General features: G+C 43.7%; 12 protein-coding genes and 1 rRNA gene. 9 read left to right on the forward strand and 4 right to left on the reverse strand.

Going from position 1 to position 13,334, the window contains the following annotated elements; genetic code table 11:
* Positions 1-4 precede the first annotated feature (4 nt).
* From rrf to FTT86_RS13175, 5 genes are all read left to right on the forward strand, one after another.
* A 5S ribosomal RNA gene (gene rrf, locus FTT86_RS13155) occupies positions 5-119 on the forward strand.
* 285 nt (positions 120-404) lie between these two features.
* Entirely contained in the window at positions 405-1,769 is a 1,365-nt protein-coding gene (locus tag FTT86_RS13160; RefSeq protein WP_004647701.1) for an MFS transporter, read from the forward strand.
* Between the two features lie 342 nt (positions 1,770-2,111).
* Entirely contained in the window at positions 2,112-3,461 is a 1,350-nt protein-coding gene (locus FTT86_RS13165) for an aromatic acid/H+ symport family MFS transporter (protein WP_005268221.1), read from the forward strand.
* A gap of 110 nt (positions 3,462-3,571) precedes the next feature.
* Positions 3,572-4,003: a hypothetical protein gene (locus FTT86_RS13170; RefSeq protein WP_180181329.1), complete on the forward strand. Its 432-nt coding sequence runs from the start codon at positions 3,572-3,574 to the stop codon at positions 4,001-4,003.
* A 151-nt stretch (positions 4,004-4,154) separates the two neighbouring features.
* Positions 4,155-4,478, forward strand: coding sequence for an ankyrin repeat domain-containing protein (locus FTT86_RS13175; RefSeq protein ID WP_005268216.1), 324 nt, complete (start codon positions 4,155-4,157; stop codon positions 4,476-4,478).
* Between the two features lie 49 nt (positions 4,479-4,527).
* Here the strand turns inward: FTT86_RS13175 and FTT86_RS13180 are convergent, their stop codons facing one another.
* Complete coding sequence (locus FTT86_RS13180; RefSeq protein WP_005268215.1) at positions 4,528-5,079, reverse strand: type 1 glutamine amidotransferase domain-containing protein; 552 nt, start codon at positions 5,077-5,079, stop codon at positions 4,528-4,530.
* A 367-nt stretch (positions 5,080-5,446) separates the two neighbouring features.
* On the reverse strand, positions 5,447-6,136 hold the full coding sequence (locus FTT86_RS13185; RefSeq protein WP_180181330.1) for a TIGR04219 family outer membrane beta-barrel protein: 690 nt from the start codon (positions 6,134-6,136) through the stop codon (positions 5,447-5,449).
* Positions 6,137-6,270: 134 nt separating this feature from the next.
* Between FTT86_RS13185 and FTT86_RS13190 the strand changes: the two genes are divergently transcribed.
* The 4 genes from FTT86_RS13190 to zupT all read left to right on the forward strand — a co-directional run bounded on the left by FTT86_RS13190 (position 6,271) and on the right by zupT (position 10,805).
* Positions 6,271-7,719, forward strand: coding sequence for an aldehyde dehydrogenase family protein (locus FTT86_RS13190; protein WP_180181331.1), 1,449 nt, complete (start codon positions 6,271-6,273; stop codon positions 7,717-7,719).
* Positions 7,720-8,310: 591 nt separating this feature from the next.
* Positions 8,311-9,786, forward strand: coding sequence for a sodium-dependent transporter (locus FTT86_RS13195; RefSeq protein ID WP_004280815.1), 1,476 nt, complete (start codon positions 8,311-8,313; stop codon positions 9,784-9,786).
* Positions 9,787-9,796: 10 nt separating this feature from the next.
* Complete coding sequence (locus FTT86_RS13200; protein WP_004647694.1) at positions 9,797-9,907, forward strand: methionine/alanine import family NSS transporter small subunit; 111 nt, start codon at positions 9,797-9,799, stop codon at positions 9,905-9,907.
* 88 nt (positions 9,908-9,995) lie between these two features.
* Positions 9,996-10,805: a zinc transporter ZupT gene (gene zupT / locus FTT86_RS13205; protein WP_004647693.1), complete on the forward strand. Its 810-nt coding sequence runs from the start codon at positions 9,996-9,998 to the stop codon at positions 10,803-10,805.
* 70 nt (positions 10,806-10,875) lie between these two features.
* Here the strand turns inward: zupT and rsmB are convergent, their stop codons facing one another.
* Together rsmB and fmt are read right to left on the reverse strand one after the other, a co-directional pair.
* Positions 10,876-12,183 (reverse strand): 16S rRNA (cytosine(967)-C(5))-methyltransferase RsmB, encoded by a 1,308-nt coding sequence (gene rsmB / locus FTT86_RS13210; RefSeq protein WP_004647692.1) that lies wholly within the window; start codon positions 12,181-12,183, stop codon positions 10,876-10,878.
* Positions 12,180-13,142: a methionyl-tRNA formyltransferase gene (gene fmt / locus FTT86_RS13215; protein ID WP_004647691.1), complete on the reverse strand. Its 963-nt coding sequence runs from the start codon at positions 13,140-13,142 to the stop codon at positions 12,180-12,182. Before fmt ends, rsmB begins: the two co-directional genes overlap by 4 nt.
* Between the last annotated feature and the right edge of the window lie 192 nt (positions 13,143-13,334).

Below are 13,334 nucleotides of genomic sequence, written 5' to 3' on the forward strand. Positions count from 1 at the left end.
TTGTGCTGGCGACCATAGCAAGAGTGAACCACCTGATCCCTTCCCGAACTCAGAAGTGAAACCTCTTAGCGCTGATGGTAGTGTGGGGTTACCCATGTGAGAGTAAGTCATCGCCAGCTCATTATTCGAAACACCCCCTGTCATTTGATAGGGGGTGTTTTTTTATGCGCGGGTTTTAGTCAAATAATTGTTGAAGTGTTGAGTATTGATTAAAAACTGGACTCATGGGTTTAGAATTTTAAGGAATAAGTAAGACTTTAGTCGGATATTGCATGAAAAGTAGCTGTGTTGAACTAAGTTGTTGCGAAGACATGGCGATAAGAATCATTAAAAATAATAAATAAGAGTTAGGGTCATGTGTCGTGCTGAAAACAACGAAAAAAACTCACAGGAGGTGAGTAAAAATGGCAGAAAACATGAACAGAGTAGCAAACACGGTAAGTGTGAATGATCTGATTGATCAGGCAAAATTCACTAAATTTCACTTAAGCATTGTATTGTGGTGTTTGTTTATTGTCCTATTTGACGGATATGATTTAGCAATTAACGGTGTCGTTCTGCCTCTACTTATGCAAGAGTGGGGTATGAGTGCTGTTCAAGCAGGCATGCTTGCAAGTACAGCACTCGCTGGCATGATGTTTGGAGCCATGCTGTTTGGGATGCTTGCAGACAAAATTGGTCGTAAAAAAGTTATCTTGATTTGTGTGTCTTTATTTAGTGCTTTTACATTTTTAGGTGGATTTACCACTAATCCAACAGAGTTTGGTATTTTACGTTTTATTGCTGGTTTAGGGATTGGTGGTGTATTACCAAACTTAGTCGCTTTAACGTCTGAATATGCACCTAAACGTTTAAAAAGCACACTGGTAACCACCATGTTTAGTGGTTATGCCGTAGGCGGTATTATGGCTGCATTATGCGGTACATGGTTTACACCAAGTTTTGGTTGGGAAATTATGTTCTTCATTGCAGGTATTCCATTACTTTTTGTTCCATTTTTTTGGAAGTTCTTACCTGAGTCTTTAACTTTCCTCGTTAAAGAACAAAAAGTGAATGAAGCACGTCGCTTTATAAAGCAAGTCGAGCCAACTGCAGACATACAAGCAGATACTGAACTTGTTCTAGCTAGCGCTGATCAAACCCAAAGTGCATCAGTAAAAGCTTTATTTACAGAAAATCGTGCCACAGGAACATTCTTATTTTGGATTGCTTTCTTTATGTGCTTACTCATGCTTTACGCACTTGGAAGCTGGCTACCAAAACTTATGATGGCCGCGGGATATTCTTTAGGTAGCAGTTTAATGTTCTTATTAGCACTGAATATTGGTGCCGTGATCGGAACCATTAGCGGTGGTATTTTGGCAGACCGTTTTGACTTTAAACCTGTTCTTATGAGTATGTTAACTGTCGGTGTACTGTCTTTGGTTGGTTTGGGCTTTAATTCTCCAACCCCTGTTATTTATTTACTTGTCAGTTTAGCAGGTGCCTCATCTATTGGTACCAGTATCTTGTTATATAGCTATGTTGCTCAATACTATCCTGTTGCAGTACGTTCTACTGGTATTGGTTGGGCTTCTGCTGTAGGGCGTACAGGTGCAATCGTTGGCCCAATCGTGATTGGTATGCTGCTTGGGATGGAGTTACCACATAAATGGAACTTTATCGCAGTTGCAATGCCAGGTATTATTGGCATCATCGCTATTTCAATGATTCGTAAGCCACAACCTGGTCGCGTTATGGTGAAAAAATTAAAAACAGCCAAAATTTAAACTCTCGTCATTGATCCATTCAGTTAAAAAGCTCCTTACTTAAAGGGGCTTTTTCATATCTTTAGTATGAAATTAAATCAATATTCACTTGGTCAAAAGAATAAGCGGATTAAAAGAGCTTAAATATTGGGCGAATTAAAAAATAAATATCAATTATTCAAAAGTTTATACTAATAATAGTGTGACATATCACGCAAATAAATGACATTTCCGAGAGCATAGCAGAATATCAATTAGTCTTATTGTGCCTTAAATCCCGCTTGCGTATATTGCCTGACATTGAAGATTGACTCCAGTCTTCAACAAGATGTTATGGACAAGTACTCATGGGAGATGAGAACGATGACAACGGAAAAAATAGATGTAAATTCTGTAGTCGATAATGCGAAATTCACGCCTTTCCACTTCAATGTAGTTGCTTGGTGTTTACTCATTATCTTATTTGATGGCTACGATCTCGCAATCAATGGTGTAGTTTTACCGTTATTGATGCAAGACTGGGGCTTAAGTGCAGTGCAAGCGGGCATGCTTGCAAGTACCGCACTGGCTGGCATGATGTTTGGTGCGATGATCTTCGGTTCCCTCGCGGACAAGATCGGTCGTAAGAAAGTGATCATGATCTGTATTGTATTATTTAGTGGTTTAACCTTTGCCGGCGGCTTTGCTTCAAATCCAACCGAATTCGGTATTTTACGTTTCCTTGCCGGTCTTGGTATTGGTGGCGTAATGCCAAACCTGGTGGCATTGACTTCGGAATATGCCCCACAAAAAATGCGTAGTACGCTGGTGACCACCATGTTTAGTGGTTATGCAGTCGGTGGTGTGATGGCTGCGTTATTGGGTTCATGGTTCACGCCAAGTTTTGGTTGGCAAATCATGTTCTTTATCGCGGGTATTCCACTGTTTTTATTACCAGTGATCTGGAAATTCCTGCCTGAATCGCTCGCATTTATTGTGAAACAGAACAAGCAGCCCGAAGCTCGTCGTATCGTACGTCACTTGGCACCAAATCTGACTGTTACCGAGAATACGACTTTCACTTTGCCACAAGAAAATGTGCCTGAAGCAGCCAACGTGGTAAGTTTGTTCCGTCGTGGCCGTGCGGTCAATACTTTACTGTTCTGGGTCGCGTTCTTCACTTGTCTGTTAACCATGTATGCACTGAGTAGCTGGTTACCGAAGTTGATGATGGCAGCAGGCTACTCGATGGACAACAGCTTGATGTTCATGATGGTGATGAACGTTGGTGCGGTTGTGGGTATTGTCGGTGGTGGTATTCTCGCGGATCGTTTCCACCTGAAACCGGTACTGATGTTCCTCGGTATGATGGGTGCGATTGTGATGAGCTCAATGGGCTTTGCATCTAACCAATTCTTACTTTACATCCTGGTATTCCTGGCGGGTGCAGCGTCGATTGGTTCACAAATGTTGCTATATAGCTATGTTGCGCAGTTCTACCCGCTTGCGGTACGTTCGACAGGTATTGGCTGGTCTTCTGCGATCGGTCGTATGGGCGCGATTGTAGGGCCGATCCTGATTGGTGGCTTACTGGGAATGAACCTGCCTGCTTACTTCAACTTTATGGCAGTCGGTTTGCCGGTTCTGATTACTGCAATTGCTGTTGCATTAATCATGCATGACAATGAATCTGAAAAGATTGGTTCAATTGAGCCTGCAGTGTCTAAAGCTTAAAGCTAAGTTTTTAAATAAGAAGCCTCCGAAAGGAGGCTTTTTTATATTTAAAATCAGAATAATAGTATTCTATAAAGAGAATCAGTTTTATAAAAAGAGATATAACTTTTATGAGAATATTAATTTTAGGTGCAATATTTTTAGCAAATTCTTTTGTGTATGCTCAAAAAATAAATAGTTATGAATGTGTAATAGAAGAAATATCTAATAGTTATGAATGTGTAATAGAAGAAATATCTAATAGTTATGATGTGAAAAATTTAGAGAATCATTACCTTGGTCAAACTTTCAATGTTAATCGTAGTACAGGAATCATAAGTGGGGCTTTGAAAAATGATTACGTTAATAAACCAATTATTATTGATCCAGGCTCCAAAGATAATAGTTTTAAAGTCATTAACTATTTAAAAATAGGGGAAGGATTAGGAAGAGGAAGCAATGTATATTCCCTTATTGTTGAGGAGTACCAAAGTAAACCTATCAAATCCTTTACTTATATGGACAATGCAATGGTATTTCGCGGTAATTGTAAAAATAAATAATGGATTTTGATTCTTCTCCAAGTAGTTCTCTCTTCAAACATTAAATACATAGTTTTACCGTATTTTCCTATACATATTCATAGCTATAGTTTTTTATTTAGTAGAGCGCGTTAGAATCAATCATAGATATTGAATAAATAGGATTACTCAGATGAACATCAACTCACTCTCCCCAATCCCTGAAGATGATGACGAACTGCATCTTCCTGAACTGGTGTACTGGGCATCTTTAGGCGATGTTGAGCAGGTCGAGCAGGCGCTACAGGAAGGTCTGGACGTCAACTCCGCCGATGAAGAAGGCTATAGCGCCTTACAGGCCGCCGCTGAAAATGATCATCTGGAAGTGGTCAAACTTCTGGTCAGCAAGGGTGCGGACATTGCGCATCGTAGTCCAAATACTGCTTTAGAACTGGCAGAAATGGCCGGCAATAAAGACGTTGTGGCTTATCTGAAAAGTTTGGCCGGTGGTGTCTAAATATAAAAAAGAACCTCAGTGTTGAGGTTCTTTTTTATATTGTAGGAACTTAGGCAACTTCGCCTTCAAGCTCTTTTAAGATCGCTTCATTGAAAGCCGGTAAATCGTCCGGATTGCGTGAAGTAATCAGTACCCAGTCACCGGTATTGCAGCGGTGAACCTGTTCATCGACCCATTTCCCGCCGGCATTTTCCAGATCTAGCTTGATGCTCTTATATGAGGTCAGATTCTTGTCTTTGATGCGCTGTGCATCAATCAGGGTCCATGGCCCATGACAGATTGCGGCAATCGGTTTGTGATTGTCGGCAAAATGCTGAATGATTTTCTGCGCATCCTGATTGATTCTTAAAGTATCTGCATTGACAGTGCCGCCGGGAATCACCAAAAGATCATAATCATTCGGATCGACATGGTCGAAACTGGTATCCGGCGTGTATTGGGTAGCAGCCTTGGTATCACCTTTGACAGTGGCGACATCTTCATTTTTTTCTGCAGCATGAATGACTTCAAAACCTTTGGACTTTAGAAAATTTAAAGGCTCAGTGAGTTCATCATGTTCAATGCCTTGATTGGATGTAATAAAGAGGACCTTTTTTACCATGATTGCTGTTCCCAAAAAATGTGAGGATTTTTAGCTTAACAACAAGGGGATTCTTACAATGTTGGAGTTTTAGCTCGGAACTGTTAAGCAATGATAAATAAAATAATAGGCAGAAAAAAAAGCCCCGACATCCTGTCGGGGCTTTTTCGTATCTCGTGATTTAGGTATAACTCCTGTCGTACCTCACGTCCTGGTGTTGCGATGTTATTCTTGTTTTTAGGTCTTCTGGAGCATCCTGCTCTCTATGTTTATAAAGTAATACACATCCCGGTGGCGCACTAGCAGCAGATTGCGGTTATTGCTGTACGCTTTGGCTTACATCAGCGCAGAGAAATTGAGCTGTGCAAGCTTAACCAGTTGTATTGCATTAAAAATGCACATCTAGACCGATATAAGGGCCTTTAAATTCCAGCTGTAAATCTGGACGTTGATCCTGTTCAAAATCCACTTGCATGATGCGATAACCGATTTTGGCACCGACATCGACCAGCAGATTATCAATGAAATCATATTGCAGTTCGGCTTGTACATCGGTCTTTCGGGTATCACTGCCGTGACTGTAAACCGCTTCTGCTTTGGCACTCATACCGGTAAATGGCAATTTAACTCCGGCTGTTGCATAGAGCAGTGGACTGTATTCATCCAGATCGTATTGAGTGAAAGCGCCAGCAGTCCGGTTTTCCACCGTACCATCCAGATTGGTTAAACCTGCGCCTATATCCGCATGCACAATGGTATCCAGCAATTCGTAATACAGAATATAGTCAATATTGTTCAGCTCGATATCTGAGGCATTGATAAGAGAACTCTGTTCGCTGGTGCTGTCCAGATTGACGTATTTGATTTTTGCATTTGGTAACAATGGCACCGGATGTTCTACAGCGACAGATAGTTGTGCTGTACCTTGTCGATCCAGCTCATGCTTGAAATTGTTATCCTGGCTATAGCCGTCAAAATCCCAGTAGCTGAGATCCGCTTTCACGCCGATTACATCTGCATGACTGAGCGTACTGAGTCCAAAACCGAAGAATAAGGTGGTGAGTATTTTTGCGCGCATGGCTTTATTCCCTAAAGCTTTATTAAAATTGGAGGTGTCTGGTTACTTAAAAACATCTTCTTAATATGGAGTAGCAAGTGCATGATATAGAGAATTTCAAAAATGTATATCCTTGGATTTTGCAGGACAATAAGATGGTAGCGAGAAGCACACAACAAACGAAAGAGTATGCATTATATGTCGCCGGTCAGGCCGTTCAGACGGGTGAATGGTTAGAGGTCAAACATAAATATAACCACGAACTGTATGCCCGTGTCGCCTTGGCTGATGCCAATACACTGGAACAGGCGATTCAGTCTGCCGTATATGCTGAAGCCGAAATGGCTGCCTTGGAGCCGTTTCAGAAACAGAAAATTCTGCTGCATTGCGTACGCCGTTTTCGTGAGATTCATGAAGAACTGACTGAAATTCTGATTGCAGAAGGGGGCAAGCCGCGTAAAGCAGCTGAAGCCGAAGTTGAACGTCTGATTAATACTTTCCAGATTGCCGCAGATGCCGTGACCCAAGTTGATCAGGGACGTATGCTGCCTTTGGCCGTGACTGCGGCAGCATCCGGTTATCGGGGCATTGTAAAACAGGTGCCGATTGGTGCAGTGTCTTTGATTAGTCCGTTTAATTTTCCTTTAAACCTGACCGCGCATAAAATTGCTCCTGCGATTGCAGCCGGTTGTCCCTTTGTGCTGAAACCGCCGAGTCTAACCCCGATTTCTGCCTTAAAAATTGCCGAAATTCTGGCGGAAACCGATTTACCGCAAGGTGCCTTTTCGGTATTGCCCTGTCCGCGAGAGCTGGCCGATCTACTGGTCACTGATGAGCGTTTTAAATTACTCAGTTTTACCGGTTCCGATGCTGTGGGCTGGGATATGAAAGCGCGTGCCGGACGCAAAAAAGTGGTCTTGGAGCTGGGTGGCAATGCTGCTGTCATGATTGAGCCAGATACCGAAATTAACGATGTCTTGATTAACCGTCTAATTGGCGGGGCGTATAACCATGCCGGACAGGTGTGTATCAGTGTGCAACGCATTTTGGTGCATCAGCAGATTTATACTGAAGTGAAGGACAAACTGCTGGCGAAACTGAAAACGATTAAAGCCGCTGATCCGAATCTGAGCACAACCTTGGTTGGTCCGATGATCAAGGAAGATGAAGCCAAACGCCTGAAAAAATGGCTGGATAAAGCCGTGAAAAAAGACGCGAAAATCCTGATTGGAGGCGAATTGAATGGTGTGATGTTCGCACCGACCTTGCTGGAAAATGTAGACCACAGTCTGGAAATCTACCGTGATGAAGCCTTTGGCCCGGTGGCAATTCTGGAAGCGTATGCTGATTTCGAATCCGGTATTGCCTGTATCAACCGCAGCCGTTTTGGCTTGCAAGCTGGAGTGTATACTCAGAATCTGAACAAGATGCTGTATGCCTGGGATCATCTGCATGTCGGCGGTGTCATTATCAATGATATTCCGTCTTTCCGGGTCGATAACATGCCCTATGGCGGGGTCAAAGATTCAGGTCTGGGTCGTGAAGGAATTCAGTCCGCCATTCGCGATATGCAGGAAGAGCGCATGCTGGTGATTAAAGCCTAGGTTCAGAATATTCAATTCATCGCTTCGATATCACAGGTGGCTGGTTTTTAAATCTGCTTGTGATATTTAAACCGGTTTTTAAAGAGGTCAAAATTCCATGAGAGAATTTGATTTCCCATATCACGGCTTGGTCATGTGCCTTAGTATGAGCCGTTTCATCTTCAAATAATGATCTAAAAACAGATGCTGGATCAGAGTCTTGGAATACATTTTTTGAAACAGCGACCCTGTAGTAAAACTTAAGAAAAATATATTCCAAAAAGTTTGTCAATATATAACTTGTTTAATCTGCCTTATTTTGCAGAATTATTGAACGCTTAATTCGAATAGATTATAAATAACGAATATTTTAAGCAGAATTTACAGAAAAAATTTAAAAAAGTCAGTATTGTTAAATCATCTACAAGGTCAGTTTTTCGATCAGACTTTAAGCAAGATGTAAGACCTGCTGACCTGTTTGTACATTAGAATTCGACGCCCACAAGGTGCCCTCTAATTCAAACACCCAAAATTATTGAAAATGCTTCTTTTTTTGCTTGCGCCATAACCATAACAAGCAGCATCTAAAGGGGTTAAAAGTTTAGGTGTTCTATGACAGAAACTCGTGAGAATTGGTCCGCACGATCAGGATTCATTATTGCAGCGATTGGTTCCGCCGTTGGCTTGGGGAATATCTGGCGTTTCCCTTATGTTGCCTATGAAAATGGTGGCGGGGCATTCCTGATCCCCTATCTGATTGCGATTTTCGCAGCAGGTTTACCTTTATTGTTTTTAGACTATGCGGTCGGACACAAGTTCCGTAAAGCACCGCCTATGGCCTATAAAAAACTCATGAATGCCGAATCCTTGGGTTGGTGGCAGGTCATGGTCACTCTGGTGATCGGGATTTACTATGCCAGCGTCTTGTCCTGGGCTGGCAGCTATATGTTCTATTCCTTTGGACAGCAGTGGGGCACAGATACCCAAGGCTTCTTCTTCAATACTTACCTACAAAATGGTGAGGGTCTGACGCTCGGTTTTGTACCTGTGCTGTTCTTTGGTCTGGTGGTCGTTTGGGCAGCAGTCATGCTGATTCTTTACGGTGGAGTACGCCGTGGGGTAGAACTGGCGAATAAAATCTTTATGCCATTGCTGGTGATTTTATTCACGATCCTAGTGATTCAGGCAGTACGTTTACCTGGTGCAGTCGATGGTTTAAATGCTTTCTTCACGCCGAACTGGGAAGCGATGGCCAACTATAAAGTCTGGTTAGCCGCTTTTGGTCATATCTTCTTCTCACTGTCAGTGGGCTTCGGGATCATGTTGACCTATGCATCTTACCTGAAACGCAAAACTAACCTGACCGGTTCAGGGATTGTGGTGGCATTGGCCAACTCGTCTTTTGAAATTCTGGCGGGTATTGGTGTCTTTGCCGCGCTTGGTTTTATGGCGTTCAGCTCAGGCGCGAAAGTTGAAGATGTAGTATCTGGCGGTATCGGTCTGGCCTTTATTGCGTTTCCGAAAATCATTTCCAGTTTAGGTGCAGGTGGTGACCTGTTCGGTTTCCTGTTCTTTGGTTCATTGACGGTTGCCGGTATTACCTCGATGGTCAGTATCCTGCAAGTTCCGATTGCTGCGTTCCAGGACAAACTGGGCTGGTCAAAGAACAAGTCAGTGACGATTATTGCTGGTGGTTCAGCAGTGATTTCTACCCTGATGTTCTCGACACATAGTGCCATTACCTTTGTCGATATCATCGACTACTTTGCCAATAACATCGGTATTGTCGGTGGCGGTCTGTTATCGATTATTCTGTTGTCGTGGTTCCGTCGTCCATTAATGAAACAGCTGGAAGGCCATGTGAATGAGTTTGCCAGCGTGAAACTGGGTGCGAGCTGGAACTTCATGCTAACGGTGATCACGCCTTTGTCATTATTGCTGGCATTGGGCCTGACCCTGAAATCGATCATGGCAGAAGGTTATGGTGGCTATGCTGCCAGTACCCTATGGATGGTAGGTGGAGGAGTAATGGCATTCTTTATTCTGGGTGCCATTCTATTCAGCCTGATTAAAGATCGTCACAGCTAGGAGAGCGACTATGAATACATCTGCACTAATCATGATGATCATCTCTATCGTTTTATTATGGGGTGGTCTGGTACTGGCTGTGATTCATCTGGCAAAGAATCCGGAAGAACCAGAAGACTAAAAATCTTCACATAAACCTACTGTTACCATAAATAGAAGTCATTATCATCCTTGATGATAATGACTTTTTTAATGGCTGATGCTTTGACATGATTTCCGTTTCAGATGGACAAGTCCATACAGCCTTTGCCGTGACTTTATTTGCCGGGCTGGCCACCGTGGTGGGTGGGGGACTGGTATTATTCTTAAAAAAACCTAATTTCCGTTTGCTAGCCTTTGGTCTGGCCTTTGCTGCCGGTGCCATGATTTATGTCTCTTTAACCGAAATTCTGAACAAATCGATCGCGTCCTTTAGCCTGGATTTTGATGAAAAAAACGGTTTTGCCTTTGGCACTTTTGCTTTTTTACTGGGCGTAGTTCTGGTGTTATTGCTGGATCGCTTTGTGCCGAATCCCCATGACACCATTGAAACCCATTCTGCCAAGGGCGTCAGTTCAACCCAATTACTGCGTACCGGCATGTTGACCCTGTTTGCGATTAGCGCACATAACCTGCCGGAAGGACTGGCGACGTTTTTTGCCACACTGGAAAGCCCTGCTTTGGGTGCGCCACTGGCGGTGGCAATTGCGATTCATAATGTACCAGAAGGTGTGGCGATTGCCTTGCCGGTATATATGGCCACGGGCCGTAAAGATTATGCGCTCTGGGCCAGTCTGGTTTCGGGTTTGGCCGAACCATTGGGGGCAGCGCTCGGTTATTTTATTCTGGCACCTTATATGAGTGAAACCGTCTATGGTCTGATCTTTGGGGTGATTGGCGGCGTGATGGTTTATCTGGCACTGGATGAATTATTGCCGACGGCAAAACGCTATGCCAAAGGACATGAAACGGTATATGGGCTGGTCAGTGGCATGGCTGCATTGGCCAGCAGTCTGGTGATTTTTAAGTTTATTCAATAAACCTCATATTCACTAAATCACGAGATATAAAAAAGGCAGCTTAGGCTGCCTTTCATTTTAAACGCATGATTTATGCCGTTTTTTCAATACGGCAATAGAAGAAGCCGTCGCCTTGATCCGCTTTCGGTAACAATTGACGGCCATGAATCTGTTCGATGCCCCAATCGGCTTCGATTTTGATTTCTTTGGCATCGGCATGTTGAGCAAAGAACTCGACCATCTGTTGTTCATTTTCGGCTTTCAGAATTGAACAGGTGATGTACAGCAACGTACCACCAACTTTCAGTTGCTGCCACATATTTTCCAGAATCTGCTTTTGCAGATGTACCGTTTGCGGAATATCTGTAGAGTGACGTAGCAAGCGAATATCCGGATGACGACGGATCACACCAATTGCGGAACATGGTGCATCCAGCACGATACAATCCACCGACTCAGGTGCTGTCCAAGTGATCGCATCAGCCGCGATAATTTCAACTTCCGCATATTCAGTTAATAGTAAACGTTCCAGATTTTCTGCCACACGGACTAAACGTTTGGCATCCTGATCAATCGCATAAAGCTTTTTCGGGCTATATTTTTCCAGAATGTGCGCGGTCTTACCCCCTGGAGCGGCGCAGGCATCTACCACGACTTTGCCTTCAAGGTCAGGAACTAAGGTCGCACATAGCTGGGCATGTTCATCCTGAACCGAGAAACCACCGGCTTCATAGCCTGGCAGATTCGGAATATGGACATTCTGTTCCAGAACGATGCCAACTTCGGAAAGAGTGCAGGCACGCGCCTCATAACCTTCTTCTTCCAGAATTTCCAGATATTCATCGCGGCTGACCTGGTTGACATTGACACGCAAGGTGAGCGGCGCAATCTGTTTCAAGTCATGCGACAGTTCGGCAAGCTGTTCTGGCCAGTCTTTCTTTAAACGCTTGTAGAGCCAGCTTGGCAGACCATGCGCCTGATTTAAAGCCAGGTCAAATTCTTCTGTTTCACGTGAAACACGACGCAGAACGGCATTGACCAGACCGCTTAAAGGTTCAAAGCCCAGCTGTTTGGCTGCAGTCACGGTTTCTGAAATCGCAGCATGCGCCGGAATACGGGTACATAGAATCTGATACAAACCCAGATATAAGCAGCTTTCTAAAGCTTGGTTATCAAGAGGTTTGGTTAATAAAGGTAAAGTAATGGCTTTCAGGCCATGCCACTGACGTAAACAGCCCAAAGTTAACTCGTGATACAGACCACGGTCACGCTCAGACACGATGTTGATATGTTGATTGAGTACAGAAGCAAGTGATTGGCCGTTTTGTACAGCCAATAGGGTTTTTACAACTTGCGCGCGCAAATTCAAGTTTTTAGCTGATGATTGAATTTGGCTCATGCGAATTTATATCCTACCGATAGTTTTTGAGTTTGATTAATTTGAACAGCATTCAGGGCTTTGCCACCTGGCCATTGCAGATTGGTGATGCAAATAGCATGTTGATCACCACACATCACATGCACGCCATCTTTATCCAGGGCAATCACTTCACTAGGCAGGGCATTGCTTGCCTTTTGTGTGGAAAGTGATGAATTCCAGATGCGTAAATTGTTGCCGTCATCTAGCGGGGTGAATGCCACTGGCCAGGGATTAAAGGCACGAATATTACGGTCAATATCTGCTGCAGGCTGGGTCCAGTCAATTTGTGCTTCGGCTTTTGTCAGTTTATGCGCGTAGACAGTCAGATTTTCATCCTGAACTTCACGGGTCTCAAGATAGTGCTGTAAAGTCTGTTCCGATTCGAGCACGGCCACAATCGCCTCAGCACCTTGCAGCGCCAGTTTGTCATGCAGGCTGGCAGATGTATCTTCGGCGCTAATCGGGCACAGTGTTTTATACATCATGTCCCCGGTATCCAGACCGGCTGCCATTTTCATAATGGTCACACCTGTTTCGATATCGCCGGTAGCAATCGCGCGCTGAATCGGGGCTGCACCGCGCCAGCGTGGCAACAGCGAACCATGAATATTCAGGCAACCATATTTTGGCGTATCCAGAACCACTTGTGGCAGGATCAGGCCATAAGCTGCCACCACCATCACATCTGCATTTAAGGCTTTAAGTTCCGCTTGCGCCGCCAGACCTTCTTCAGTCGATGACTTGAAATGTAAAGGCTGATAGACCGAAAGATGATGTTCAAGCGCTAACTGCTTCACCGCAGATGCCGTGAGCTTTTGTCCACGTCCGGCCTTGCGGTCCGGTTGAGTATAGACCGCCACAATTTCATGTTCGGTTCTAAGCAACGCAGCCAATGCAGTCGCTGCAAATTCTGGTGTGCCTGCAAATATGATCTTCACACATGAAATTCCAAATAAACTTAAAAGCTATTATAAGCCAAAAGCCAAATTTCAGCCTAATCGTTGCAAAAACTTATCCGAGAAGCTTGGTGAGTGCTTGAATTTCAGTGGAATTTTTATATAAAAAAAACTCATGCAAATTGTAAAAATTATTCATGAAAGTTTTGTATTGTCCTGATGATGATGGCGGTA

Origin of the sequence: Acinetobacter sp. YH01021 (assembly GCF_013420255.1) — a bacterium.
Taxonomy (GTDB): domain Bacteria; phylum Pseudomonadota; class Gammaproteobacteria; order Pseudomonadales; family Moraxellaceae; genus Acinetobacter.

Excerpts from the sequence above, each read along its gene's own strand:
- rsmB (WP_004647692.1), bottom strand. The coding sequence starts at position 12,183 with ATGAGCCAAATTCAATCATCAGCTAAAAACTTGAATTTGCGCGCGCAA.
- FTT86_RS13175 (WP_005268216.1), top strand. The coding sequence starts at position 4,155 with ATGAACATCAACTCACTCTCCCCAATCCCTGAAGATGATGACGAACTG.
- zupT (WP_004647693.1), top strand. The coding sequence starts at position 9,996 with ATGATTTCCGTTTCAGATGGACAAGTCCATACAGCCTTTGCCGTGACT.
- FTT86_RS13160 (WP_004647701.1), top strand. The coding sequence starts at position 405 with ATGGCAGAAAACATGAACAGAGTAGCAAACACGGTAAGTGTGAATGAT.
- FTT86_RS13195 (WP_004280815.1), top strand. The coding sequence starts at position 8,311 with ATGACAGAAACTCGTGAGAATTGGTCCGCACGATCAGGATTCATTATT.
- FTT86_RS13185 (WP_180181330.1), bottom strand. The coding sequence starts at position 6,136 with ATGCGCGCAAAAATACTCACCACCTTATTCTTCGGTTTTGGACTCAGT.
- FTT86_RS13165 (WP_005268221.1), top strand. The coding sequence starts at position 2,112 with ATGACAACGGAAAAAATAGATGTAAATTCTGTAGTCGATAATGCGAAA.
- FTT86_RS13170 (WP_180181329.1), top strand. The coding sequence starts at position 3,572 with ATGAGAATATTAATTTTAGGTGCAATATTTTTAGCAAATTCTTTTGTG.
- FTT86_RS13190 (WP_180181331.1), top strand. The coding sequence starts at position 6,271 with ATGGTAGCGAGAAGCACACAACAAACGAAAGAGTATGCATTATATGTC.
- FTT86_RS13180 (WP_005268215.1), bottom strand. The coding sequence starts at position 5,079 with ATGGTAAAAAAGGTCCTCTTTATTACATCCAATCAAGGCATTGAACAT.
- FTT86_RS13200 (WP_004647694.1), top strand. The coding sequence starts at position 9,797 with ATGAATACATCTGCACTAATCATGATGATCATCTCTATCGTTTTATTA.